The organism is Metallosphaera javensis (ex Sakai et al. 2022) (assembly GCA_021654415.1).
GTDB lineage: Archaea > Thermoproteota > Thermoprotei_A > Sulfolobales > Sulfolobaceae > Metallosphaera > Metallosphaera javensis.
In genome coordinates this window covers 424,166-448,524 of sequence record AP024487.1, presented here as the reverse complement: position 1 = coordinate 448,524, position 24,359 = coordinate 424,166, and the positions used below count along the sequence as shown (strand labels likewise).

At 42.6% G+C, this 24,359-nt stretch carries 25 protein-coding genes and 5 tRNA genes; 11 read left to right on the top strand and 19 right to left on the bottom strand.

Annotation, left to right across the window (positions count from 1 at the left end; translation table 11 throughout):
- Window positions 1–48 precede the first annotated feature (48 nt).
- Genes QVC96_RS02685 through QVC96_RS02675 form a run of 3 tightly spaced genes read left to right on the top strand, consistent with a single transcriptional unit; the run spans window position 49 to window position 2,449 of the window.
- Window positions 49–1,224: a proteasome-activating nucleotidase gene (locus QVC96_RS02685; RefSeq protein ID WP_287689856.1), complete on the top strand. Its 1,176-nt coding sequence runs from the start codon at window positions 49–51 to the stop codon at window positions 1,222–1,224.
- Window positions 1,221–1,742 (top strand): PUA domain-containing protein, encoded by a 522-nt coding sequence (locus QVC96_RS02680; protein ID WP_238024713.1) that lies wholly within the window; start codon window positions 1,221–1,223, stop codon window positions 1,740–1,742. Before QVC96_RS02685 ends, QVC96_RS02680 begins: the two co-directional genes overlap by 4 nt.
- Window positions 1,724–2,449, top strand: coding sequence for a proteasome assembly chaperone family protein (locus tag QVC96_RS02675; protein ID WP_287689855.1), 726 nt, complete (start codon window positions 1,724–1,726; stop codon window positions 2,447–2,449). The genes QVC96_RS02680 and QVC96_RS02675 overlap by 19 nt, the downstream gene beginning before the upstream one ends.
- On the opposite strand, the gene tgtA is transcribed toward QVC96_RS02675, so the two are convergent.
- Entirely contained in the window at window positions 2,417–3,910 is a 1,494-nt protein-coding gene (gene tgtA, locus QVC96_RS02670; protein ID WP_287690406.1) for a tRNA guanosine(15) transglycosylase TgtA, read from the bottom strand. The genes QVC96_RS02675 and tgtA overlap by 33 nt on opposite strands.
- Window positions 3,910–4,347 carry an Lsm family RNA-binding protein gene (locus QVC96_RS02665; protein ID WP_238024715.1) on the bottom strand — a complete coding sequence of 146 codons (438 nt, stop codon included), beginning with the start codon at window positions 4,345–4,347 and terminating at the stop codon, window positions 3,910–3,912. Before QVC96_RS02665 ends, tgtA begins: the two co-directional genes overlap by 1 nt.
- Window positions 4,348–4,392: 45 nt before the next feature.
- Between QVC96_RS02665 and QVC96_RS02660 the strand changes: the two genes are divergently transcribed.
- Together QVC96_RS02660 and mtnA are read left to right on the top strand one after the other, a co-directional pair.
- Entirely contained in the window at window positions 4,393–4,779 is a 387-nt protein-coding gene (locus QVC96_RS02660) for a DNA-directed RNA polymerase subunit G (RefSeq protein WP_425597976.1), read from the top strand.
- 2 nt (window positions 4,780–4,781) lie between these two features.
- Window positions 4,782–5,831, top strand: coding sequence for an S-methyl-5-thioribose-1-phosphate isomerase (gene mtnA, locus QVC96_RS02655; protein ID WP_238024717.1), 1,050 nt, complete (start codon window positions 4,782–4,784; stop codon window positions 5,829–5,831).
- A gap of 1 nt (window position 5,832) precedes the next feature.
- Here mtnA and psmB read toward each other — a convergent pair whose 3' ends face one another.
- From psmB to QVC96_RS02640, 3 genes are all read right to left on the bottom strand, one after another.
- Entirely contained in the window at window positions 5,833–6,423 is a 591-nt protein-coding gene (gene psmB / locus QVC96_RS02650) for an archaeal proteasome endopeptidase complex subunit beta (protein ID WP_238024718.1), read from the bottom strand.
- A gap of 187 nt (window positions 6,424–6,610) precedes the next feature.
- On the bottom strand, window positions 6,611–7,903 hold the full coding sequence (gene hisS / locus QVC96_RS02645; protein ID WP_287689854.1) for a histidine--tRNA ligase: 1,293 nt from the start codon (window positions 7,901–7,903) through the stop codon (window positions 6,611–6,613).
- 5 nt (window positions 7,904–7,908) lie between these two features.
- Window positions 7,909–8,283 carry a ribonuclease BN gene (locus QVC96_RS02640; protein WP_238024720.1) on the bottom strand — a complete coding sequence of 125 codons (375 nt, stop codon included), beginning with the start codon at window positions 8,281–8,283 and terminating at the stop codon, window positions 7,909–7,911.
- 104 nt (window positions 8,284–8,387) lie between these two features.
- Here QVC96_RS02640 and QVC96_RS02635 point away from each other — a divergent pair, with 104 nt between their 5' ends.
- Both QVC96_RS02635 and thsB read left to right on the top strand, forming a co-directional pair.
- Window positions 8,388–8,972 carry a TFIIB-type zinc ribbon-containing protein gene (locus tag QVC96_RS02635; protein ID WP_287689853.1) on the top strand — a complete coding sequence of 195 codons (585 nt, stop codon included), beginning with the start codon at window positions 8,388–8,390 and terminating at the stop codon, window positions 8,970–8,972.
- Between the two features lie 256 nt (window positions 8,973–9,228).
- Entirely contained in the window at window positions 9,229–10,890 is a 1,662-nt protein-coding gene (gene thsB / locus QVC96_RS02630; protein WP_238024722.1) for a thermosome subunit beta, read from the top strand.
- Window positions 10,891–10,913: 23 nt separating this feature from the next.
- Here the strand turns inward: thsB and QVC96_RS02625 are convergent, their stop codons facing one another.
- The 7 genes from QVC96_RS02625 to ahcY form a co-directional block, all read right to left on the bottom strand.
- Window positions 10,914–12,317: an ATP-binding protein gene (locus tag QVC96_RS02625; protein WP_287689852.1), complete on the bottom strand. Its 1,404-nt coding sequence runs from the start codon at window positions 12,315–12,317 to the stop codon at window positions 10,914–10,916.
- Between the two features lie 211 nt (window positions 12,318–12,528).
- Window positions 12,529–12,897: a hypothetical protein gene (locus QVC96_RS02620; RefSeq protein WP_287689851.1), complete on the bottom strand. Its 369-nt coding sequence runs from the start codon at window positions 12,895–12,897 to the stop codon at window positions 12,529–12,531.
- 3 nt (window positions 12,898–12,900) lie between these two features.
- Window positions 12,901–13,146, bottom strand: a complete 246-nt coding sequence (locus QVC96_RS02615) for a ubiquitin (protein WP_238024725.1) — start codon at window positions 13,144–13,146, stop codon at window positions 12,901–12,903.
- A gap of 1 nt (window position 13,147) precedes the next feature.
- On the bottom strand, window positions 13,148–13,378 hold the full coding sequence (locus tag QVC96_RS02610) for a 30S ribosomal protein S17e (RefSeq protein ID WP_238024726.1): 231 nt from the start codon (window positions 13,376–13,378) through the stop codon (window positions 13,148–13,150).
- Window positions 13,379–13,417: 39 nt separating this feature from the next.
- Window positions 13,418–14,569, bottom strand: coding sequence for a fructose-1,6-bisphosphate aldolase/phosphatase (fbp, locus tag QVC96_RS02605; protein ID WP_238024727.1), 1,152 nt, complete (start codon window positions 14,567–14,569; stop codon window positions 13,418–13,420).
- An 81-nt stretch (window positions 14,570–14,650) separates the two neighbouring features.
- Window positions 14,651–16,453 carry a ribosome biogenesis/translation initiation ATPase RLI gene (locus tag QVC96_RS02600; protein WP_287689850.1) on the bottom strand — a complete coding sequence of 601 codons (1,803 nt, stop codon included), beginning with the start codon at window positions 16,451–16,453 and terminating at the stop codon, window positions 14,651–14,653.
- 296 nt (window positions 16,454–16,749) lie between these two features.
- Window positions 16,750–18,000, bottom strand: a complete 1,251-nt coding sequence (gene ahcY / locus QVC96_RS02595) for an adenosylhomocysteinase (protein WP_287689849.1) — start codon at window positions 17,998–18,000, stop codon at window positions 16,750–16,752.
- 247 nt (window positions 18,001–18,247) lie between these two features.
- Here ahcY and QVC96_RS02590 point away from each other — a divergent pair.
- Together QVC96_RS02590 and QVC96_RS02585 are read left to right on the top strand one after the other, a co-directional pair.
- A tRNA-Ile gene (locus QVC96_RS02590) sits at window positions 18,248–18,321 on the top strand.
- A gap of 171 nt (window positions 18,322–18,492) precedes the next feature.
- A complete protein-coding gene (locus QVC96_RS02585) occupies window positions 18,493–19,191 on the top strand; it encodes an FKBP-type peptidyl-prolyl cis-trans isomerase (protein ID WP_287689848.1) in 699 nt (232 codons plus the stop codon).
- On the opposite strand, the gene QVC96_RS02580 is transcribed toward QVC96_RS02585, so the two are convergent.
- Window positions 19,181–20,236, bottom strand: a complete 1,056-nt coding sequence (locus QVC96_RS02580; protein WP_287689847.1) for an NAD(P)-dependent glycerol-1-phosphate dehydrogenase — start codon at window positions 20,234–20,236, stop codon at window positions 19,181–19,183. The two genes, QVC96_RS02585 and QVC96_RS02580, sit on opposite strands and share 11 nt — an antisense overlap.
- Window positions 20,237–20,309: 73 nt before the next feature.
- Here QVC96_RS02580 and QVC96_RS02575 point away from each other — a divergent pair, with 73 nt between their 5' ends.
- Both QVC96_RS02575 and QVC96_RS02570 read left to right on the top strand, forming a co-directional pair.
- Window positions 20,310–22,238, top strand: coding sequence for a beta-CASP ribonuclease aCPSF1 (locus tag QVC96_RS02575; RefSeq protein WP_238024732.1), 1,929 nt, complete (start codon window positions 20,310–20,312; stop codon window positions 22,236–22,238).
- A gap of 70 nt (window positions 22,239–22,308) precedes the next feature.
- A tRNA-Val gene (locus QVC96_RS02570) sits at window positions 22,309–22,383 on the top strand.
- A gap of 92 nt (window positions 22,384–22,475) precedes the next feature.
- Here the strand turns inward: QVC96_RS02570 and QVC96_RS02565 are convergent.
- The 6 genes from QVC96_RS02565 to QVC96_RS02540 form a co-directional block, all read right to left on the bottom strand.
- A tRNA-Leu gene (locus QVC96_RS02565) sits at window positions 22,476–22,575 on the bottom strand.
- Between the two features lie 44 nt (window positions 22,576–22,619).
- Window positions 22,620–22,728: transfer RNA gene (locus tag QVC96_RS02560), tRNA-Ser, on the bottom strand.
- Between the two features lie 31 nt (window positions 22,729–22,759).
- Complete coding sequence (locus tag QVC96_RS02555) at window positions 22,760–23,671, bottom strand: methyltransferase domain-containing protein (protein ID WP_238024733.1); 912 nt, start codon at window positions 23,669–23,671, stop codon at window positions 22,760–22,762.
- Window positions 23,671–23,856 carry a 50S ribosomal protein L37e gene (locus QVC96_RS02550; protein WP_238024734.1) on the bottom strand — a complete coding sequence of 62 codons (186 nt, stop codon included), beginning with the start codon at window positions 23,854–23,856 and terminating at the stop codon, window positions 23,671–23,673. Before QVC96_RS02550 ends, QVC96_RS02555 begins: the two co-directional genes overlap by 1 nt.
- A gap of 9 nt (window positions 23,857–23,865) precedes the next feature.
- A complete protein-coding gene (locus tag QVC96_RS02545) occupies window positions 23,866–24,093 on the bottom strand; it encodes an LSM domain-containing protein (RefSeq protein WP_238024735.1) in 228 nt (75 codons plus the stop codon).
- 98 nt (window positions 24,094–24,191) lie between these two features.
- Window positions 24,192–24,280: transfer RNA gene (locus tag QVC96_RS02540), tRNA-Tyr, on the bottom strand.
- Window positions 24,281–24,359 lie beyond the last annotated feature (79 nt).

Here is a 24,359-nt window from a genome sequence, read left to right as displayed (position 1 = left end):
CGATAAACATTTTTAGTCTAACTTAACAAATGAGTTATTCGATCTAGTTTGTCTGATGAACTAGAATTTTCAAGGGATACTTCTGTTACCGATGAGCACGCGGTGAGGATTCTGGAGGAGAAGATAAGGACCATGCAGATGGAGGCCGAGAGCCTGAGAAAGGAGCTGAACTACTACAAGTCTGAAATGGAGAAATTACTGAGTCCGCCACTAATAGAGGCAATTGTCCTGGATATTCTTGAAGATGGTAGAGTTGTGGTTAAGAGTACTTCAGGTCCAAACTTGGTGGTGAACGTATCAGGAACGGTTGACTTTAGCTCCATTAAGGTGGGCAAATACGTGGCCCTAAATCAAAGAGGTTCTGCAGTTGTTGAGGTCCTGAGGGACAGGGATGATCCTTTGGTAAGATCCATGGAAGTGGTGGAGAGACCCAATGTAAGGTATCAGGATATAGGGGGCCTAGATCAGCAAATTCAGGAAGTCAGAGAGGTAGTGGAGCTTCCCCTCAAGAAGCCTGAACTATTCAAGGAACTTGGGATTACTCCCCCTAAGGGGATACTTCTTTATGGTCCTCCAGGTACCGGGAAAACTATGCTGGCCAAGGCCGTCGCCTCCGAGAGTAATGCCTCATTTATACATGTTGTGGCCTCGGAGTTCGCTCAGAAGTTTGTGGGAGAGGGAGCTAGGGTAGTCAGGGACGTATTTGAGCTGGCTAGAAAGAAGGCGCCTTCCATTGTATTCATTGACGAGATAGATGCTATTGGCGCCAAGAGAATTGATTTGGGGACCAGTGGGGAGAGGGAAGTTCAGAGAACATTGATGCAACTCCTTGCAGAGATAGATGGTTTTCAACCTTTGGACAACGTAAAGATCATAGCTGCCACGAACAGGATAGATATACTTGATCCAGCACTTCTGAGACCTGGAAGGTTTGACAGACTGATAGAGATACCTTTGCCCAACGTTGATGGAAGGAAGCAGATACTAAGAATTTACCTGCAGAAGATGAAGGTGGATAACTCGGTTAACGTGGATGAGCTCGCCATGATGACTGAAGGATTCAGTGGCGCAGATCTCAAAAATCTCTGCACAGAAGCAGGTTACATTGCAATAAGGAACGACAGCAACGTGATCAACATGGCCCATTTCAGGAGCGCCATTGAGAGGTTAAGATCCAAAAAATTAAGTAAGGAAGTAGTGGATAGGGGAGAGAAGTATGTATGAATCAGAACCGATACAAGCAATTTGTAACAGAACCAGAGGACGCTCTCCCCTATCTTGACGTGTTAAAGGCCATAGCCGATTATCAATTTGGTTTTGGTATTGGTAACTGTTTATTTGACTCCCAAGAGTCGTTCAAGATTCAGAGGTCTGTGAACACGTGGCGTATTAGGAACGTTGTTTCGGATGATGGCCTTTTCCTGGTCTTAAGACCTCAGGATGGGCTTTTCTCCTTAACCATTAACGCAGGAAGAAAACTGAAAGAGTGTACTCCCTTCCCAAGCCTCAGGGTGGTGGTAAGGAAGGAGGTGGAAGATGCAATACTGAGGGAGGGTAATGTTTTCGCCAAGCATGTGGAGAACGTGGATAGGAGATTGAGAGCCGGAGACGAGGCCATTGTTGTGAACAAGGATGACGAGTTGTTGGCAATAGGAAAAATGAGGCTATCAGGCGAGGAAGTGATGGAATATAAAAGGGGAGTAGCATTAACAGTTAGGGAGAGGTGGAAGATACGAAAGTAATTCTAAAGGACATCTCAGAGAACGAGCTTGCAAATTCCAGGTTCATCTCAGGATTTAGGACCTTGGGAGAGGTTGGTTACCTGTCAGTGAGACATATCGTTTTATCCAGAAGAATGAGAAGAGTGGGGTTTGTGACCACAAAGTATCTCAGGGATGTTACCTTTCTGGACGATTACGGAGTTGCAACACCCTTCGAGCTATTCTATGACGATGAGTTCAAGGTTCTAGTGCTCCTGAATCATCTACTACCTTTTCAGAGGGAGTGGAGCAACTTCGCTCATGGTTTAGTTAAATGGTTGAAGAAGGTTCAGTTGAAGGACTCAATCCTAATAGGAGGTCTAGATAAGAGATACAAGGACGTCAATGAGTCCATAAAGTGGATGAAAACCAGTAAAAGTTCAATAGATTTACCCTATCCCACTCTTAACAAACAACTTATCATGGTTGGACCGCTTGCCCTCTTCACGGTTTATGCTGAAATAGAGGACCTTCCAGCCACTATCCTGCTTCCATACGCGGACAGAGAGAGATTGGATCCGGGTGCGGCAGCTGTGGCCGTGGATGTTATAAACAAAGTTATTGGCTTCAACATAGACACCAAGGAACTTTATGAGGATGCCAAAAAGATAGAGCAGGAACTTCAAAGGCAACTTGAAATGATACAGAAGGAGCTTTCAAAGAGTGGTGTTGATAGACATTACATGTGACAGTGCAGATTTTTCACATTCCATGAACTTTATCTCTGCGTAGTTTTTATTGCGCAATATCTCCTTTATTTTGGAGACCGTCTCGCTTATTGTGATTTCGTCGAGCGTATCTGGAATCTCAAACTGTGATAGGGGAAAGGCTTCCGATGCCATTACAGGAACTAAACCGTAGAAGGGAAGTGCAACGAATAGGTCATAATCCTTATTCTTTCCCTGTATCGATTTAACCTTAGGATCTGAGATAAAGGGGCTGTTCAATCTATCTCCACAGATTATCAAAGCCTTAGCTTTCTTGGGGCTTAACTCCTCCATAAATTCAGAGTGCCTTAAAAGCTCAGGTCTCTTCATTGAGTTGGCGTCGAATAGGAGGACTCCCTTAACGTTACCCTTGACCCTCGGATCGTACTTTTCTAGATAACTGGAGTACTTGAGCATGGACTTGAATGCCGAGTAAAGGGCCGGATGGGAATAGGCCTTCTGATGAATATACTCGAATAATCTCCCCTCCTTTATGGCCTGCTTTACTCTGTTCATCTCTTCCTTTATCTTCCAGAGGTTGTGGATAGCTAGAAGTTTGTACCTATCCTCCGATTTCATCTCCAGTAACTCAGATGGATCGTATCTAGAACATACGGGACAACTACAGGGGAAGTACTCAAGATCCTCAAGCCTATATGTTCTCTCCCCCGTTAAGTACCTATTATCTCTAGCGAAAATTGCATAGGAGGCGGAGTCAAAGGAATCCACACCTAGCGCCACTGCAAAGGGGATGATGTGAGGTACTCCTCCCCCGAATAGGTGAAATGGAATTCCCCTGCTAACGTTAGATTTGGCGGTGTAAATCAGGTCCATTAGGGTGTCATACTTGTATTTCTCCAAAAAGACTGTAGGGCTTCCAAGGGCTAGCATTTTGTAGCTTGCCCTTCTACTGGCTTCCTTAGCGGAGTATTCCACGAGGTCAAGAAACGGGCCACCTTGGATGGGGTGAACCCAGATTATATCTTGGTTTTGATCTACTATGTCAATAACTTCCTTTCCTCTCTCTAGGGTTGTCTCCACGGAAAGTTTGGCTTCCTCTCTATCGTCTGCATTGCCTGTTGGTATGTCCAAAAACACTGCTATGTCTGGCCTGATTTTGGCCTCGTATGATACAATATCCCTGTTTGTCTGTTCTATTTCCCCGTATTCAAGTATCTGATAGGCTCCCGAATCCGTCATAATAATGAAATTGTCACCGAACTTCTCATGAATGGTATTGGGAATAACACCGTTCTTCTTTAAAATGAACGAATTTGTAATAAAATTATTGAAACCTATAGATCTGAGCTCCTCAAGGGAAATCTCCTGTTTCAGGGGATTTATGACGGGGAAAAAAGCAGGAGTTTCTAGCTTGCCGTGCTTAGTTTCCAGTACTGCTATCCTACCGGCCAGATCCTCATCCTTGACCTCAAAGTCACCTATCATTTCGTGTCTCCTTTCTTCTTGGCAATATACTCGTTGTAAAGGTCATATATTCTCTGAGCCATAGGACCGCTACCTTCAACTCCGCTTTCAGATACCTTAATTCTCTCCATCACTGTGATAATTCCAACTTCTTCGTACACTTTTACGTCACCAGGTCTCAGGCCTAGGTTCTTCTGAACCACTTCAGCAAACTCTCTAGCATCGAAGATTGGAACGGACTTTACTAGGATCTCTGAAATAACGTTGCCATTTATTAATACCTTGTAAAAGGAGTTATTTTCACTGTCCTTCGCATTAATTAGGCTTATCATAAATGGAGTCAGCTCGTATGAGGATAACTGCCCCGAATAGCTTTTACCATTACTTAGTTTAACCACCACTGTTTTATCCAGTAGTGAGTTCATGTCAGCCACGATTCTTTTTGAGGCGCTCATAACCAAACCCACATAAAGTTAAAATATGGGGATTTAAATAGTGGAGTGATTCCCGTGCTCAGTAGTTATGCATTTTCAGAAACTTGCAAAATAGATTCTATAAAAAGAGGAGAACTGAGAGACCTTTTGGTGATTTCCATGAAGTGTCAGGACACTGAATTTAATCTGGATATGATATCCTCGCTTAACATGTTTAATGACGGAGAAAGTGTAAATATAGTGCTTTCCAAGGAAAGACCGGATTTCACCGAAAGGGATTTCTGCGCACATGGTTATGTAGTAACCCAAAAGAAGAAGAATGAGGGTGCATATGTAACCATCATCTCATTCTTCGGTCCACTTCTAAGAATATCTAGCAAGGACGACTTTCTGAAGAGAGCAGGACTAAATGTTATGGACCATGTATACTTCTGTGTAAAGAAGAGTGGGTAAATGTGAGAAGGCTAAGCGATATAGTTCCTTTAAAATTTGAGAATGGAAAGGTGGTCTGGCTAAACACCAGTGCCATACCATGGAAAGAGGAGTACAAGGAGTCTTCTAACTATGAGGACGTTGCAAGAGCTATAGAGACCATGGAGGTGAGAGGTGCCCCCGCAATAGGTGTTATGGCAGCGTTGGGTATCGCGGCGGCGGTGTATAATTCGCAGGGTGATATCCAGACATTGTACCAGGTGGTGAATAAGGCGGCGGAGAGACTCAGCAGAACTAGGCCTACCGCATATAATCTGTTCTGGGCCATAGACAGGATGAAATCAAAGGCCAACTCACTGCTTTCAGATGGTGTATCTCCTCAGGAATTCAAAAATCAGATAGTTGAAGAGGCATTGAGAATTCAGAAGGAGGATATAGAGATTAACAGGAGAATGGGAGAGATAGGTAGCCAAGTAATTAAGGATGGGGACGTAATTCTCACCCATTGTAATACAGGCTCGTTAGCTACTGCAGGTTTTGGTACCGCTCTTGGAGTTATAAGAACTGCGTGGTTGCAAGGGAAATCCATCAGGGTTATCGCAACAGAGACAAGGCCTTTATTACAGGGAGCTAGACTGACCATGTGGGAATTAACCAAGGACGGAATACCCTCAAAGCTGATCACAGATAATATGGTGGCATATGCCATGAAGCATGAAGGGATTACTAAGGTGATTTTGGGTGCAGACAGAATCCTGGTTTCCGGCCACGTGGCCAATAAGATAGGAACCTATGGAATTTCCATACTAGCCAAATATCACGGAGCGGATTTCTACGTGGTTGCTCCAACAAGTACCATAGACAGGACAGGGGCTAACGACATTGTAATTGAGAAAAGGAAACCAGACGAGGTAAAAACTGTACTAAACATGGTTGAGATCACGGTAAAGGACGCAGAGGTCCTTAATCCCGCCTTTGACGTAACTCCGCCAGAACTAATAACGGGAATTATAACCGAAAAAGGAATAGCATACCCGCCATTTAGAGATAGTTTAAAGAAATTTATAGAGTAGGTTAAGAGGATAGAAACTCTGTATTTATTTTTCCATCCTTCGAGATGGTTAGTATATCAATTCCATCTCCAGAAGTTACATCTCTCTCTGCTGAAGCCCTCAACGACTTGATAGCAAGCTCCCTTCCCTGAGCCAATGTTAGCTTCTCCGAGTACTCAGCCTCTAGGACTCCTATGGCTACCCTAGCTCCGGAACCTACAGCTGCGTATAAGTCATCGAGAAGAGATCCCAAAGGATCTAGAACGTATAGCTGAGGTTCTCCGTTATCAACTCCTCCGAATAAAACCTCAGAGATAAAGGGCATGTATTTGTATTGGTAAAGTATAATCGAAAGTAGTTTCGCCGCTGCTCTGGTGGAAATAGGCCTATTGTTATAGAGCTCGTAATACTTAATGTTGGCATTCATTATTCTTGTGAGCGCCTGAAGATCTCCGAAAAGTCCCGCTCCTCCTATTCCAAACCTTGAAATGGGGAAGACTTTCTTAGCGGACTTACTTAGTACGTAACCTCCATAACTTAATCGCCTGACTGCTCCTAAAACTACTCCATCTTGAAGTCTAATACCAACAGCTGTTGAAGGTAATTCTTCCATTAATATTCCCTCTCAATCTACTCTTCTAAGGGTTATAATATTTGTCTTAATTCCATTCTCTCTTCTGTATGGTTACGGTATCGCTGAGTTGTGGTAATCTCCAGATCTATACAGTGCTAAGAGGTCTAGCGTAAGGTACATGCAAATATAACTAGGGTGGTTGGTATGCCAAAGAGATCCTTGTATCTCATTTGTCGGATAGAACTATCATATCTGGCAGTTCCTTTAGTTCTGCCGATAATTGCTCCCGTTTAATTAGGTTTCTCACTGTGACTTTCCCTGACGTAACCTCCTTCTGTCCTATAATTACCAAATGCGTGAACCCCTGTTCAGCATAGAATGGTACTAGTTTAGATAGGGAGATTTCCTTGTTATTCAGAATAGTTACGAATCCCCTATCCCGAAGCATAGATACCACTGTGAGAGCATGCGGAATTACCGACATGTCCAGAGCTACAACAGCTATGACCGGCACCTCTGGGTTTAATTTCATCTTGTCCCTATCAATGGCATACATGGTTCTTTCAATTCCTATGGCAAAGCCAACAGCAGGTGTCCTGTTCCCCCCGTAGACTTCCACCAGTGAATCGTATCTCCCTCCCCCTGCTATACTGAAGGGAAGATCTTTTTTCACCGCCTCGAAGATGGGACCTGTGTAATACGCCAGTCCCCTGACGAACCCAAAATCTAGCGTGTGATTAAGATTAAGAGAGGACAGAACATCGGAGAGAAGTCTTAGTTTTTCTATTTCGTTTTTTAACTCTGGTACTTCTGTCTTTTCGGCCTCATCCATTACTTCATTCAATTTAACGGATTTACCGTTAGTGATTAAAATCTGAACGAATCGTCTAATCTTAGAGTTCTCGCTTATTTTCTCACCCAGGATTTTCTCAGCCTCCTCTATTTTTCCCTTATCCAAGAGGTGTAACAGATGCTCCTGTACCTGGTCATTAAGTGAGAGATAATTAAAAATTATTCTGAAAATTCCAATATTATTTATTTTAATTGAAATCTTATCCTTAAGATGAATTTTTCTATAGAAATTTTCTAATAAATGAAGTACTTCTATATCTGCCATAATAGAATCGGAGCCCAATAGCTCTACTCCTGCCTGTCTGAATTCCCTGTATCTACCCTGCTGCGGTTCATCATATCTGTAAACCCTACCTATGTAAAAGATTCTCAAGGGTTTAGGGTAGTGCTGTAAGGAGTTTAGGTATAGTCTCACTATACTCGGTGTTATCTCTGGCCTCAAAGCTACTTCCCTATCCCCTTTGTCCTTAAAGACATACATTGTATTCCTTAACTCTTCTCCACCCTTAAGGGAGAACAGCTCAAAGTCTTCAACTATGGGAGTCATTGCTTCCTTGTAACCTGCAATCTCTGCCGTTTCTCGGAAACTGTCCTCAATCCATCTAATTACCTTTGAGTCCGCATCAAAATAATCCTCCATTCCGCGCATAGGCTCATAGGATACCATCGAAATCACTTCGTTAAGTTTATCTCCTCCAGAGTATAATATGTTATATCTCCGTACTTATCCACAAGCGCCATGAAAATTTCTATCCTCATCGATTTTGCAAATTTTACTAATTCTACTATTTTCTCTATGTCTATCGATTCATTCTCAGATATAACTAGCACTAATCCGATTAATTTGTTATTTTTGTCCAAAATCCCTAGGCTAGAATTTATGTTGGAGATTGATACCTTTTTGCCCTTGGTTCTCAAATCTAGGTAAACTACAAATCTGTTCCATGCCGATGTATCGCTCTTCTCTAGTTCCCTTGCGCGTGATATGACATCCTCCATATCGTTCTTTGAGAGGCTATCCATTAAATCCTCGAAAACGTTGTCCATTTTCATGACATCAATATGTCATAACTAAATTAGTTTCGATTTAATCTCCCACAATTTACTAGGGTAAAGAAGCATGGATGAACTTGTCTATCACTCTGCTATACATGGATACCTTGATATGTGACTACTGTGGCTCAAAGAATCTACTATGGGACTATGTAAGAGGTGAGATCGTATGTGGAGATTGTGGGACCACATTGGATAAGGTCTACGACTATAGGCCTGTTTATGCAGAAGAGGTGTCAAGAACATCGGGCCAGGGTTATATTCTTAAGAATAATAGGCTAGATTCTTATAGAGAATTTATAGAATTAATGAAGAAAACAAGGTTTATGAGAAAGTTTAAGGGAGTTAAACTAAATTTATCTGGTAATGATAGACGTATTCATATATCCAGAATCTATTCCCCGATTTCATTGGACGCATTATATAAATTGCAAAGTGATAGAGTAACCTTCCGAATATACAAATATCTGGAAGATAAAGGTATATTCAGCGGGTTAAAATTTAAGACTAGAGTATTATTAACATATTATTTAATCTATGGTAATAATAGAGCCCGTATTAAAAACCTTTTTAAACAGTATTATACAGATGAAGAAAATATAAAGAGAGTTGCAAAACAAATTCCATTTACTATAAAACTGGAAATAATGAGAATACTTGACCAATCTGAGATTAAAGTATAATTAAATTAGAAACAAGAAAATATAATATATTTAGAGTTTTCTGAATATACTTAGTTATAGAAAAATATATTTAGAGTTTTCTGAATATACTTAGTTATAGAAAAATGTTATTAGTAAGTTTTATTTTTGACTAGATTATTTCTGGTCAATTAGCCGGAAAAGGATTACTGGTTAATCGATACCACATCGATCGGTAAACCAGATAAGAAAAGTTTTTATATAACCTCTTTCTAAGAGATGCTGAAAGGTGACCGTTATGGCTTCACAAGCTACAGTTGCTACAACTCCGGAAGGTATTCCCGTAATAATTTTGAAAGAAGGTTCAAGTAGGGCTTTTGGAAAGGAGGCACTTAGGGCCAATATTGCGGCCGTCAAGGCAGTGGAAGAGGCGCTAAGGACTACATACGGACCTAGAGGTATGGACAAGATGCTTGTAGACAGTCTTGGAGACATTACAATTACCAACGATGGAGCTACTTTGTTGGATAAGATGGATCTGCAACATCCTGCTGCCAAACTCCTTGTTCAGATAGCTAAGGGTCAGGACGAAGAAACAGCCGATGGAACCAAGACCGCTGTGATTCTCTCTGGAGAACTGGTTAGGAAAGCAGAGGACTTGCTATACAAGGAAGTACACCCAACGATTATTATCAGCGGATACAAGAAGGCTGAAGAGGTAGCCCTTCAGACGATTCAAGAGATAGCTCAACCTGTTAGTATTAATGACGTAGAGCTGATGAAGAAGGTTGCCATGACTTCGCTAAGCAGCAAGGCAGTTGCAGGTTCTAGGGAATATCTGAGCGATGTAGTAGTTAAAGCAGTGTCCCAGGTGGCAGAGCTCAGAGGGGATAAGTGGTACGTTGACCTAGACAATATCCAGATAGTTAAGAAGGCAGGTGGAAGTATAAATGACACACAGCTAATATATGGTATAATTGTAGATAAGGAAGTCGTACATCCTGGAATGCCCAAGAGAGTGGAGAACGCAAAGATAGCATTGATTGACGCTCCACTGGAGGTAGAAAAGCCAGAGCTTGATGCTGAAATAAGAATCAACGATCCAACCCAGATGGAGAGATTCTTGCAGGAAGAGGAGAACATTATCAAGGAAAAGGTAGACATGATAGCAAAAACAGGAGCTAATGTAATAATTTGCCAGAAAGGTATAGACGAGGTAGCACAGTCCTATCTGGCAAAGAAAGGCATTCTAGCAGTGAGGAGGGCAAAGAAGAGTGACCTAGAGAAGTTGGCAAGAGCCACAGGAGGTAGGGTAGTGTCCAACATTGAGGAGATATCAGAGCAGGATCTAGGACATGCGGCACTTGTAGAGGAGAGAAAGATAGGAGAGGACAAGATGGTGTTTGTGGAAGGAGCCAAGAATCCAAAGGCCATTAGTATACTCATTAGGGGAGGTCTAGAAAGAGTTGTAGATGAGACGGAGAGAGCATTGAGAGATGCTTTGGGAACAGTGGCGGACGTTATCAAGGACGGAAGGGCAGTGGCAGGAGGAGGAGCAGTAGAGATAGAGATTGCAAAGAGGCTAAGAAAGAAGGCTCCACAAGTTGGAGGTAAGGAGCAACTGGCAATAGAGGCATATGCCAACGCACTTGAGAGCCTCGTGATGATTCTAGTTGAGAACGCTGGCTTTGATCCAATAGATCAGTTAATGAAACTGAGATCTCTGCACGAGAATGAAGCAAACAAGTGGTACGGCGTAGATCTCAATACTGGTCAGCCTACCGATAACTGGGCTAGGGGAGTTATAGAGCCCGCTCTTGTAAAGATGAATGCAATTAAGGCTGCAACAGAGGCTACCACACTCATACTCAGGATAGATGACCTAGTAGCAGCAGGAAAGAAATCGGGCGGAACTGGAGGAAAAGACAATAAGTCTGAGAAGCCCTCAGAAGAGGATTAACTTTTTTAAACATCTATTTATATTTATTCTGTTTCTCTTATTTTCACTAGAACTGGTATTCTAACATTTGGAGCAGACAACAGGGCCTCTCCTACATCCAGCTTATCTAGGCTATCGTAGAGTGAGGGAGTTAGAGATAGGGATTCGGCTAGAATTCGCTTGTCTGTATCTGACTTTATTGAGTGTATGATCTTGATATTTGTGTTCTTCAAAACTTCTGGAGATATAGACGACGGAGATTGGGAAATTATACACAATCCTAATCCGTACTTTCTAACCTCACTGATTAGTTTTTCCAAGAAATCATTATCATGAGCAAAGAAGTTATGGGCCTCCTCAATCATCAGGAGAGAGGTGCTCATAGGTTTCTCCCTCATGAAATAATCTGATATCACTTTAATTATCATTAAACCGTATATCCTCCTGAGTCTAATATTTCTGATAAAACTTAAATCTATAATAGTATTGAAAAGACCTTCCTTAACCTCCACGTTGTCTACCTTATCGTCAAATATCAGTTTAGCTTCCTTTGTGAATAGTAGATATATTTTCCTCAAAAGTCCGTATTTAACCTCTCTCATCCAATTGCTACTTTCCTCGATATTCCTTAAGATAGAGATCAACATCTTCATGTCGAATCTATTGGCCCTTCTCATTTTCAGTAAGATGGAGTAGAGAAGGAATCTCTGAGGATCGGTAAGTCTGAGCACGTCTCCCATAATCTCTACTACCTCCTCTATATCGCCCAGCTTCAGTGGATTGATTCTCACAGGGCTCTCCTTGTTTGCAACTTTAAGGGTTGATATTTTCCCAACATGCTCACCATGCCAATCCAATATAGTTATAGATATCCCTTTCTTAATCAGTTTTTTTGCTAATAATGTAGCAGTTGTAGATTTTCCGCTACCTGTAGTTCCAAATATTGCAATATGTCTGGTGAGATCTCTTATGCTTATCCCTGTCTTGATCTCCGCAACGTCAGTCTTCATATAGCCTAGATCTACGTCATATTCGTTCAGGAGCAATGTATTCTTTGGAGAGTCAATGACCCTCTCATAAACCTTGGCGAAGGATAACTCTCCCCATCCTCTGGGCAGTGGAATGGCGGAGTTCGATGAGGATGTAACATCTAACTGTATATGAGGTGCCACTGCATTGGAAATATTTCTTATATTTTGGACTTCTTGAAGTATTTCCTCTATACAATTATTACACTCTCTTAGCAATATAAGGGAAGATGAGGTCTTCTTTTTTGATAGGCTTGTTACAACATAATATTCGAATCCTACATCCCTTCTTCCCAGAGTCTCCATAAGTGATTCTAATTCTTTCTGAAAATTAATATTATCTTTGTTTAACTCAATTTTTCCATTTAATTTTAGAATAATCCCAGAATATGTGTGATTATTTGACTGAATTTCGAACACATTTTGCTTGTCTATGATCTTGCTAGTTAATAGCGTGGTTTTCTTGAATCTAAAAATGACGATAAATAGTAAAACAGGAATAAAGGCTATGATAATGTATAGTAGGTGAAAATGGAAAATGGGATAAAGAAGTATCATCAAACCTATCAAGATGAGCAATATGGGTGGAAGTCTGGACCACATCTAGAGATAGTGATAATAAATTAATGTCTCACCCAAGCGAAAGTACGGCATTTCTGCTCAAGCTAATTCTTTCTTGGTTAGATGAGATTTGAATTGGGTCAGAAAAGGAGTCATTTTTACAGCATTTTATAATGTAGGCCCTTCCAACGTAGTCCTTAGGAAGGGTATTTTTCATTGCCTCGTTTAGCTGGTCCGTGGAACTGAGCAGAGCTAAGAAATAGAGGGTTTTATCCCTTATTTTAGTTCTATTTTTCCCGTTAAAGAAAATGTAGCATGCCTGTCTTATTACAGATAGTGGAGGTAAGCTAAATACTACCTGTGACACGCAGTTCTCATCGTATTTAATGAGGGATTTGACATCCAGTCCTTTTTCTATTTGTAATTCTAGTATTTCCAAGACTTAACCCCCATGGTTTATAGGGATAATGTCCACGGTATCCGAATCTTTCAGACTGCTACTCTTCAACAGCCTAAAATCAGCTCCGTTTACCAAGATAAGGTAACCGGGCTTAATTTTTCCATCATTAACTATAATCCCACGATTATCGATTTTTGACAGTACCGAGAGTAAATCATCACCATCTACCAAGAATTCGCTTTTGTTAAAAATTGATACTAGAGGACCTCTAAGCAATACTTTAACCATTTCACTCCTCTAGATCTTCCTGCTGTTCTGTAGCTTCTACAGGTCTGCTGGCCTGTTTAGCCTTCCTAGTTATATATCCAGCAATCCTGTTTCTAACTTTCTTAGAGTATACGTCAACTACCTGTTTTACCAGTTCTTTGTTTTTTTCATAGTCAGTACTAATTTGGTCCTTATACAGCTCGTATATCTGTTGGCCGATTCTCTTGATGTCCCTCGTATATATATTACCCACGTGATCACCCACTGTTGTTAATCGTTGAGTAAAATAAATTTAGTCCATTCCCTGATCCTTTGACGTGTAAACGCTGGGTTTAGCTTTAGCTACATCCTCTTCTTTCTTAAACCTAGGTTTCAACTTCTCTATTAGCGTTGGCAAGGTAGTATACTCCATCTCCGTTGGTTCAAGCCTGTGGGGCATAAATGGACCATGTCTTCTCATGTAGTCAGTTATCATGGCTGCCATTCTCCTAGTTTCGTCAAAGGCAGGATCGTCAAAGAGGTCAGACGGCCCAGTTAGTCTTCCATTTTTCACATTGAAGCCTAGTCCTATGAGTCTTGGTGGTCCATCGAATCTAGTGGCTTTGGCGTCTCTTTGCGATACAGGCATTATGGGACCATAATGGCTTCCTCTCATCCATCCAGGGACTAGGTACGGAAATGAGAACGCCTCTAGAGCTTCTCCAAGCGCGGGAAACCCGTGCTGTAACCTGACTATGAGAACAGGATCATCCTTACCTACATATTTCCCTGCAATCAGGTTCAACCTCTCTATGGATGTTACAGAGCCCAGCATATTATCGGCCTTTCTGTAAACCCTTCTTATCACGTACCTAGCTGGAGTGCCGATTAGTCCTAGGAGGGAATAGATCTCTTCAGGGCTATTCAGGATAACGCTTTGCCCCTCGTACACATCCAATACCTCGAACTTGAACCCCTCATTCATTGTGGGGTCAATCACAAGACCTGCGGTGTTGAACGGATCCGCAAACATCTTATAAAGAGGCAGGTTGAATGCTCCTGGCTCTGTCTTATCGGCCATGAATATGGCAATTGGTTCTGAAGGCCTTTCCTCTATGTCCAGTTCTGCCATCCCTGGACCCATTCCCTTCAGGTTTCCAGAGAACGAATCGGAGAGTAGATCTTGACCTGCTGCATACAGACCCAATTCCTTAGATACTTTGGTTGCTTCCTTGAACGCATCCCAGGCCGTTTCATGGACCTTTGTATCCAATTCCCCTCTGGTATGACTCATTATTAATTCCAGATCATCCCCCACGTTAGTAATGTAGTAGTCAAGGATAATTCCCTGTCTCTTAGCCTCTGCCAAAACCCGGTTGGCTGCTGCCATTGTATCAGGATGGACTACATGATGCCCGGCTAGACTTCCAATATCTGCCTTGATTACACTAACAGTAGATCTCATGAAAGAGTTTACGCGTCTAATAAATAAAAAGTCTTATTGAAGAAAAGTTAGGATCGAGAGTTCCTCTAAGCCTCTGGGCAGTTAATCTGCTACGGTCTCCGTCGAGTAATATTCATTTCTTTCCCTCTGGAGCCTATCAAGGTAACTCCCTATCTTGTTTGCCCTAGGTCTTCCACTTTCGGCATCCCTTCTGAAGGTTAGTCCTATTTCTTTCAGGAACATGTTCATTCCCTTACTCAAGGACAGGGGTTCACTGGCATGTCCACTTTTACCCGGCATACCTGTGAAAACTATGAGCCTATCAGCTATGTAGTCGTGAATTGCTAGATCGTGGTCCACAACAAACGATACGCTCTTCCTCTCCCTTGTAATCCTCTTTATTGCCTTAGCCACCACATATCGTTCCTCCACATCTAGATATGAGGAAGGTTCGTCTAACAGGTAAATATGGGCCTCCTTAGCTAGCGCTCCAGCAACGTAGAGCTTCTGCAGTTCTCCTCCACTTAGATCCTTGACGTTGGAATCTAATAGCCTATGAAGTCGAAGCCGCCGCGTGACCTCTGTGTAAAACCAAGAGGAAGTGGATAGGATATCTTTACTTACCGATTCTAGATAATCCCTCACAGTCCCATCATAGTCAGGAACTATACGTTGCGGCTTGTAGGACAAAGCGAGTCCCGTGGGGGTGATGGAACCTGAATCTGGTTCCATCTCTCCAACAAGGATTCTAATAAAAGTGGTTTTACCTATTCCATTGGGTCCCACTATCCCTATAACTTCGCCTTCTCTAGCATATCCTTGATCCGTATCAAGCGTGAAGTCTCCCAGAGTTTTAGTTATATTGCTCCAGCGTACTTTCTCTGTCGAATTTTTAGCTAGATCTAAATCTGTAATATCCTTCAGATAAAACTGGATCTTATGATCCATGACCCTCATGTTTTCAGCGGGCAGGTATCCATTAAGGAAGTTGTTAATTCCAACTCTTGTGGAATAAGTTTTTGAGACCTTTCCATAAACTCCGCTTTCACCATAAATAATTGAGACGAAATCCGCAATGTAATCTAAGACTATCAAGTCATGATCTACAGTGACCACGTATTTCCCTTTGGTGAGTTCCCTTATTCCCTTAGCTACGTTAATCCTTTCCCTTACATCCAGATAGGAGGATGGTTCATCTATAGCGTAGACGTTAGCTTCTCTAGCTAGTGCTGCTGCGATTAGCGTTTTTTGCAGTTCTCCTCCACTGAGAGTAGAAATTTCCTTATTCCAAATAGAGTTCATATATAACAGTTCTCTTATCTCGTCCAGCTTTCCTCGCTCATCTATCTTTCTCAGTAGCTGAGAAACCTCTCCTTTTAATAGACGAGAAGCATACTCTATATACTGAATTTTATGGACTACCTTTAATTTTTTATTATATAGATCACTAAAGTAGGAGAACAGTTCTTTTCCCTTGAATTTTTGTAGTACTGTATCAACGCTAGGTTGGTTGTCAACCTCCCCAAAATTCGGTATAATTTCACCGCTTAGAATCTTCAGGATAGTAGTTTTCCCAGCTCCATTTTTACCTAGAAGACCTATAATATAACCGCTCTTTAAAATAGGAAGACCAAACAGTTCAAATCCATTAGTCCCATATCTATGGATAACTTCCTTGCTGAAGTTATCCGGTACATTTACTATGGATATTGCCTCAAAGGGACACTTCTTTACACATATATTACATCCAATACATGTTTCCTCATATACAACAGGTTTACCTAACTTGGTTTGATCTATCTCTATGGCCTTACTCCCGGCCCTATTTATGGGGCAGAACCTGACGCATTCAATTGAGCATTTATCAGGTTTACAGGAATCGTAATTAATGACAGCAACTCTCAAGTGGCACACCTCCCGCAAAAAACAAAAATTATGTGTTTTACTTTACCATTCATCCTCTTCCCAATCTTCCTCTTCCTCTATATCTTCCCATTCCTCTTCCTCTATATCTTCCCATTCCTCTTCCATCAACGCAAGCACCAATCAATCCTCATTTGAATAGTACTTATAATTTTCGACGGCCTAATTCTAACGAGGTATACATGTGGTCTTCAGGTCGTCAGGATACGTAGGTTTCCTTGGTGCTTTAATTCTAGATATTTTATAATATAATTTTGAGAAGTAGTAAAAGAAGTGGCTTAGGTGCCATATCTCCATTGCTTTGAGTACTCAATCTGTTCCTTTGTTAACTCCTCTACCTGAATTCCCATTGAATCCAGTTTCAATTTAGCTACCCTTTCATCTATATCTTGGGGAACGTCATAAACCTTAGGCTTCAGGGATCCTCTGTTCTGGTAGAGGTGGACTACTGAAAGGGCCTGATTTGAGAAACTGAGGTCCATGACCTCACTGGGATGTCCTTCACCCGCAGCTAAGTTTACCAGCCTCCCATCTGCCAGAAGGTATATTCTTTTTCCATCTGGTAACACATGTTCCTCCGTATATGGCCTAATCATCCTCCTGCTCTTAGCTATCTTTCTCAGACCTTCAACGTCAATCTCCACATTGAAATGGCCCGCGTTTGCCAGAATTGCGCCATCTTTCATGTTCAGGATATGTTCCTTAGATATTGCCCTGATGTTACCAGTAGCAGTGATAAATAGATCTCCAATTTTTGACGCCTCCTTCATGGTCATCACCTCGAATCCTTCCATCACTGCCTCCAGTGCCCTCAAGGGATTGGCTTCTACTACTATTACTCTTCCTCCAAGCCCTCTGAGTCTAGATGCTATTCCTCTTCCTACCCATCCGTAACCTGCAACTACGCATGTCTTTCCTGCTATCAAAATATTGGTCGCCCTGAGAACCCCATCGATGGCACTTTGCCCGGTCCCGAACCTGTTATCGAACAGATATTTGGTAAAAGCATTATTCACCGCTATGACCGGATATTTCAGAACGCCGTCCTCTTCCATGGCCTTTAGCCTGACCACGCCAGTTGTGGTCTCCTCGGTACCGCCTATCACGTCGCCGTAAAGATTGTTCTCATGCAGGTAAGCGTGTAAATCACCGCCATCATCCATGACTATTTGTGGTTTGATCTCCACTATGGCCTTTATGTTGTTATAGTAATCCTGCTCATTTTCTCCCTTCCATGCAAAAACATTAATTTCATATTTTTTTACAAGTGCTGCGGCTATGTCATCCTGAGTAGATAGGGGATTACTGGCTGCTAGGGACACTTCCGCTCCTGCGAGTTTAAGGGTTTTCATGAGAACTCCTGTTTCCTTGGTTACGTGCAGTACTGCAGCGATTCTAACTCCCTTTAGTGGTTTTGTTCTTTCTAGTTCCCTCTGTATGCTCATGAGGGCTGGCATATGCAGTTCGGCCCATTCCAGCTGGGCTTGACCCTGGTCTGCAAGGGATATATCCTTAATGCGGTAATTCATGAGATCAACGATACAAGATAGTATAAATTTGTATGCTAGGTCTGAGGCAAGCGTGGACTTCAGATATACCCTAACAAATTGCAGACCAGAAATATCTTTTCCCAATTCCAATAATAGTAATATTGTGATATTTTATAGAGTTAATACTTTAGATAACCGTGATAAAATGAAAGAGATCAAGCTCCTAATAAGCGGTTGATTCACCGAGTCGTAAGCCTTAAAAACAAAAATGTCCTATTTAGGTGAGGGGCCCGTAGCTCAGCTAGGTAGAGCGCGCGGCTCATAACCGCGTGGTCGAGGGTTCAAATCCCTCCGGGCCCACACGTATTCAGTTGATACCCGCGTTTGAACTCCCTAAGCTTCTGCCAGTGGATGTCAGTAAAGGTCGCACCCTGAGATTTTCTCAATAATCTTTAATGTAACACTATTATTTCTAGATATTGGTACGGGAACTAATTTTAAAATTTCACTGCCTTATGAGCTTTGGTTATCATGTTCAAAGAGAAGGACTTTATTTACATAGATTACACAGGTAAAGTTAAAAATACAGGTGAGCTTGTGGATACTACCATAGAGGAAGAGGCCAAGAAGGCCAACATTTATAGTGAGGACAAGAAGTATGAACCACAACTTGTTATCCTGGGGGAACATAGGCTAATTAAAGGACTTGAAGACAGTCTATACAATTTTGAGCTCAATGAAGAGAGAGAAATCGAAATACCGCCAGAGAACGCCTACGGTCAAAGAGACCCCTCTAAGGTTAAGGTCATGTCCCTAGGCGAGGTTAGGAAGCAGGGAATAACTCCCTATCCTGGAATGCCTGTAAGATTTTCTGATGGTTCAGTGGGGACAATAAAGAGCGTGAGTGGAGGAAGAGTTTACATTGATCTCAATCATCCCCTCGCCGGAAAGACCCTAGTATATAAGGTAAAGGTAGTAAAACAAGTGACCGATGTGAAGGAGAAGATACAGGCTTTAATCAAAAGGTGGTTTGGAGGTGTAGAGATGCCCGCACCAGAACTTTTGGAGGATCAGAAAACCCTGAAGATTACCATACCAGAAAAGATATTTCTGCTGGAAGATCTTCAAACTAGGAAGCTACTTCTGGCCAGGGATATAATTAAGTATGTGCTAGAAGACGTGGTTGTGGTATATCAGGAATCCTACACCAAGGCTTTTATTACTCAATAACTCCCGTATCCCGTGCAACTTTTTCTGCTGACGACCAAGTTAATCCCCTATCGCCTAGTATTGTGTATCTTTCAGGTCTTATGGTGTGAGCTATGGTGAGGGCCTTTATGACTACATCGTTTGGAATTCCAAGCTGCTTGGCAGTGGTGGGTGCTCCTATTCTGTCTAGGGCATTTCTTATTTCCCTCCAGTTTATTCCGTGAATATAAGCCATTATGATGGAACCTATTCCCACTAGCTCACCGTGAAGTGCCGCATTTGGTTGAAGAAGGTCCACAGCATGGGCGAACAGATGTTCAGACCCGCTTGCTGGCCTTGTACTCCCGGCCATGCCCATGGCCACTCCGCTACTAATTAGAGCCTCGGTTAACAGGCTGACACTGTATTTCAGGTCCCTATGGATTATCTTGGTACAACTAAGAGCATGTTTTGCGGAAAGTAGAGCCAGAGACGCCGTATAATCTCCATAATATTCTCCAGTAAGTTTGGATGCAAGTTTCCAGTCTCTAACAGCTACCAGCTTTCCTATGGTGTCTCCTATTCCAGCATTTATGAGTCTTCTAGGTGCAGAACTGAGCACGTTTATATCAGCAATGATAGCATAGGGCATCTTCGCCTTAACTGACACAGGCTTACCAAGCCCCTTTATTGATGCAAAGGAGGAGGTAATCCCGTCGTGAGAGGGAGCGGTGGGAATACTGATGAAATTTACGTTTAGTTTGTATGCGACGTACTTGGCCACATCTATAGTCTTTCCGCCTCCTATTCCCAGGACAAACCTAGGGTTTAGTTCCTTGGCCTTCTCTTCTACCCTGTTCACCTCATCAACGGAAGAATCCATGACCTCCACGAATTCCATCTTACCCAATTCGTTGAGTCCCTTCGCGATCTCGTCAATTACAATTTTCCTGACATTGGGACCAGTAACCACGAGGACTGGTTCAGATACGCTCAATTGAAAGAGATAATCTCTGAGCTTCGATAGTATTCCGTTGCCCACATAGACCTTCTTAGGGAGCTCAATGATGTGCTCATGAATCTCCATACTATGAAAGAAGATTTAAATATAATAAAGAGTTACCTATGTCTGTTAGATTTCTTTGTTTTTGGTGAGATAAGTGTCCAATTTTAGGTTAGGAATAATATCGTCCATATACAATGGAATTCCAAAAGAAGCCCAAATTACAAGGATCGAATTCGAAGGTCCTGAAATTGCAGTATATGTCAAGAATCCATCAGTTCTAAGCGATAAAATGGAACTGGTGAAGAAAATAGTGAAAGAAATAAAGAAAAGGATCGTGATCAAGGCTGATAGTAGTGTAAGAAAGGATAAGAAGGAGACCATAGAGATAATAAAGAACTTCGTACCGGCGGAGGCCCAAATTTCTGATATAAAATTTGACGATGAACTTGGGGAGGTCCTCATTAAGGCAAAGAAGCCTGGACTGGTGATAGGGAAGAGGGGATTGATCCAACAGAAAATCTTCATGGATACCTACTGGAGGCCGGTGATAATCAGGGAACCTCCAATTAAGTCTAGAACCGTGGAGGGTGTACTCACCCACATTTACAACGAAACTGAGTACAGGGCAAAGATGCTCAAAACCTTTGGGGAGAGAATACATAGGGAGTTACTGTTTAAGGATAGGTATGTCAGGGTAACAGCGCTGGGGGCCTTTCAAGAGGTTGGGAGATCCGCAGTTCTAGTGGAGACTCCAGAGAGCAGGGTATTAATGGACGTAGGAGTCAACCCGAGCGTGAATTTCGGAGAAAGAATGTTTCCAAAACTGGATATTGACCAGTTGAGACTTGAGGACCTAGACGCAGTGGTGCTAACTCACGCTCACCTAGATCACAGCGGAATGATTCCATTCCTTTTCAAGTATGGTTATGACGGACCTGTCTACACAACACAGCCCACTAGGGATATAATGGCGTTAATGCAACTGGATCTACTGGATGTGGCAGACAAGGAAGGAAGGCCATTACCCTATTCAGCCAAGGAAGTTAGAAAGGAGTTACTGCACACGATAACCCTTGACTATGAGGAAGTCACGGATATTGCCCCTGATATTAGGCTCACCTTCTATAATGCCGGCCACATTATTGGTTCTGCGATGGCCCATCTTCACATAGGGGATGGAGTACACAACCTTGTGTATACTGGAGATTTCAAATATGCTAGGACTAGGTTATTGGACAGGGCAGTTTCTGAGTTCCCTAGAGTTGACACGTTAATAATGGAGACCACTTACGGTGCACAAACCCAGACCAATAGGGAAGAGTCGGAGAAGCAGTTAATTGATGTGATAAACAGGACCCTAAACAGGGGTGGTAAGGTTCTCATCCCAGTTTTGGCTGTGGGAAGAGGACAGGAGATTATGCTGGTGATAAATGACGCTATGAAGAGAAAACTCATACCGGAAGTACCGGTTTATGTTACTGGACTATTCGACGAGGTTACGGCGATACATACTGCGTATCCAGAGTGGCTAGGGAAGGAAGTAAGGGATTCCATATTGTTCAGGGACGAGAACCCATTTACCTCAGACTTCTTTAAGAGAATAGAGGGATACAGGGAAGACATTGCTGAGGGTGAACCCAGCATAATCCTTGCAACTTCTGGGATGTTAAACGGTGGACCTGCGGTAGAGTTCTTTAAGCAGTTAGCTCCAGATCCAAAGAACAGTTTAATATTCGTGAGTTATCAAGCCGAGGGAACGCTTGGCAGGAAAGTTAGGGACGGAGCAAGGGAAATACAGATCATAGGAAGGGACGGGAGAATAGACAACATTAAGGTGAATCTAGAGACTACCCCCATAGACGGATTTTCAGGTCATTCGGATAGGAGGCAACTTCTAAAATTCCTAGAAGATCTAACGCCCAAACCCAGAAACGTAATATTAAACCACGGAGAAGCCTCAGCCATTAGAGAGTTCAGGAGGCATATCGAAAACTACAGGGAAAGGGAGAGGCTGGGATTAAGGTCAGCAAATATCTACTCGCCAGCAATTCTGGATAGCATAAGGTTAGACAAGGCTTCCTGACAGAGCCTGGTTTAGAATGCGTAGGTGGAGAAGCCTAAATTTTTTAAGTGTGCAAGGCTCTAGTTCATGAGGGCCCGTCGTCTAGCCTGGTTAGGATGCCGCTCTGACACAGCGGAGGTCCTGGGTTCAAATCCCAGCGGGCCCATGTCCACGTCCCATCTGGTTGAGTTGTGTTCACCATCGGCTTGATCCTAGCAATTGGGATCCAATCCGCAATATTCATAGAATTTAGAAGTATGCGGGGGGCGGGATTTGAACCCGCGCAGGACTACTCCAGTAGGGGTCTCACCTTATGGTCCTGAGCCTACCCCCTTTGACCTAGCTCGGGCACCCCCGCACACTTATCTAACATCTATCCGATTTAAAAAATCACGGTTAATGCGCCGGGGGCGGGATTTGAACCCGCGTGTCTCGGTGAGACAGTAGGTCGCACGCTCTAACGCTGGAAAGGTCTCGAGCCTACCCCCTTGGTCCGCTCGGGCACCCCGGCATAATTAATCTACGATTTTCGACTTAAAAAATCAAGCAGGGACAGTGATGGGACTAGACTCTGTGGAAATTCTACTCTCTGATGATAACTTGTCCCTAACATTCTTGGGAATACTGAAAAGCATCGAGTGAGTTTCGCCATCATAATATCTCAGTCTTCCCCTTATTCTTTGGCCTATTAGGGTGTTTACAGTGGTGGGGGATAGCTCGTTTGGCGTCACCCTATTAGATGCATATACAAATCCCCATAACCCATCAAATGATGGAACATAGGTTATTGATGCTGAAACCTTTCTAAATACAGACCTAAGCGTGTTATATATCACAGAGAACGTATCTAAGCTGAAGGATGGAGAAGTAGCCTGAGTTACTATACCTCCGTCAGTGCTAACCAGTCTAGATAACTTTTCGTAAAATTCCCTAGTATACAGTTTATATGACGAGTTGCCCATAATGGGATCCGTTAAATCTAGAATCACAGCATCGAACTTCTCCTGTGTCCTTTCCACATACTTTAGAGCATCATCAATAACCAGCGTTGTCCTGGGATCATCAAAGGAGCCCATATGCCATTCAGCTAAATGCTTCCTTGCAAAGTCTATGACAGCTTGATCTATATCCACCATTACTGCCCTACTTACAGACTCATGCTTGAGGGCTTCCCGTAAAGTGGCACCCTCTCCGCCGCCCAGTATTAACACGTTTTTGGGTCTGTCCAAGGAAAGGAGAAGAGGATGAACTAGAGTTTCATGATATATGTATTCGTCAGATACGGTGGATTGAACCTTGCCATCTATGATGAGTGATTTGCCGAACCTAGTTAAACGGGCTACCATTACTCTCTGAAACTGGGTAGTTACGTCTTCCAGAACTTGGTCAATATGATGGCCGTGGAACTCATAGGAGGACTGCCACTCTATATGCCAGCTCCAACCGAAATCCATTACTTTAACCTGACCCCATTGACCTTTTTAGTTTTCCAGCTATACCTTGTTATTCTCTTTGACCTTCCGAACCCGCATGCTGCACATTTGTGTTTGGTAGGGTTATACGAATTTCTACCGCATCTTCTGCATCTAATGTGACTGCCTCCCTTATTCATCTTTCCGAATGATGGAGTTCCCTTCATTCATCCCACCTACTGCTGAATTGGGGAAATTAGAATAACATTGTCTCCTCTAATGACTATGGTTCCCATCTTCTTTCCTCCACCATCGCTCTGAATCTCCTCGGAATCTGATAGAACTAGATTCATATGCTGATCGTAACTCTTTAGAAGCCCCCTCACTTCCTTATTTCCCTTTAATTTAACTAGCACTAGGCTACCAACGGACTCTGCGAGTAGTTTGTGTGCTGTTTCGGCCATGAAGTGAAACACCTATTATGAGTAGGACTCAGTCTCGTTTATAAATTGAGTGGCTCTTTGTAACGTAAAGTTATCATGTCGCAATGGAAACAGAACAGTCCCACCGCGGGGACTTGAACCCCGGACCACCCGGTAACTGCCCTTTATCTACAGCCGGGCGCTCTGAACCGGGCTGAGCTACGGTGGGACAAGATTCACTGTTCCTTTGCCCATAAAAGTTTTCCGCTACATTATCGGCAAGGAGAACTGTAATATCAGAACTTTGC

Excerpts from the sequence above, each read along its gene's own strand:
- QVC96_RS02680 (WP_238024713.1), top strand. The coding sequence starts at position 1,221 with ATGAATCAGAACCGATACAAGCAATTTGTAACAGAACCAGAGGACGCT.
- QVC96_RS02665 (WP_238024715.1), bottom strand. The coding sequence starts at position 4,347 with ATGAGCGCCTCAAAAAGAATCGTGGCTGACATGAACTCACTACTGGAT.
- psmB (WP_238024718.1), bottom strand. The coding sequence starts at position 6,423 with ATGGAAGAATTACCTTCAACAGCTGTTGGTATTAGACTTCAAGATGGA.
- hisS (WP_287689854.1), bottom strand. The coding sequence starts at position 7,903 with ATGGTATCCTATGAGCCTATGCGCGGAATGGAGGATTATTTTGATGCG.
- QVC96_RS02640 (WP_238024720.1), bottom strand. The coding sequence starts at position 8,283 with ATGGACAACGTTTTCGAGGATTTAATGGATAGCCTCTCAAAGAACGAT.
- QVC96_RS02635 (WP_287689853.1), top strand. The coding sequence starts at position 8,388 with ATGGATACCTTGATATGTGACTACTGTGGCTCAAAGAATCTACTATGG.
- thsB (WP_238024722.1), top strand. The coding sequence starts at position 9,229 with ATGGCTTCACAAGCTACAGTTGCTACAACTCCGGAAGGTATTCCCGTA.
- QVC96_RS02615 (WP_238024725.1), bottom strand. The coding sequence starts at position 13,146 with ATGGTTAAAGTATTGCTTAGAGGTCCTCTAGTATCAATTTTTAACAAA.
- fbp (WP_238024727.1), bottom strand. The coding sequence starts at position 14,569 with ATGAGATCTACTGTTAGTGTAATCAAGGCAGATATTGGAAGTCTAGCC.
- ahcY (WP_287689849.1), bottom strand. The coding sequence starts at position 18,000 with ATGAATTACCGCATTAAGGATATATCCCTTGCAGACCAGGGTCAAGCC.
- QVC96_RS02585 (WP_287689848.1), top strand. The coding sequence starts at position 18,493 with ATGTTCAAAGAGAAGGACTTTATTTACATAGATTACACAGGTAAAGTT.
- QVC96_RS02580 (WP_287689847.1), bottom strand. The coding sequence starts at position 20,236 with ATGGAGATTCATGAGCACATCATTGAGCTCCCTAAGAAGGTCTATGTG.
- QVC96_RS02555 (WP_238024733.1), bottom strand. The coding sequence starts at position 23,671 with ATGGATTTCGGTTGGAGCTGGCATATAGAGTGGCAGTCCTCCTATGAG.
- QVC96_RS02550 (WP_238024734.1), bottom strand. The coding sequence starts at position 23,856 with ATGAAGGGAACTCCATCATTCGGAAAGATGAATAAGGGAGGCAGTCAC.
- QVC96_RS02545 (WP_238024735.1), bottom strand. The coding sequence starts at position 24,093 with ATGGCCGAAACAGCACACAAACTACTCGCAGAGTCCGTTGGTAGCCTA.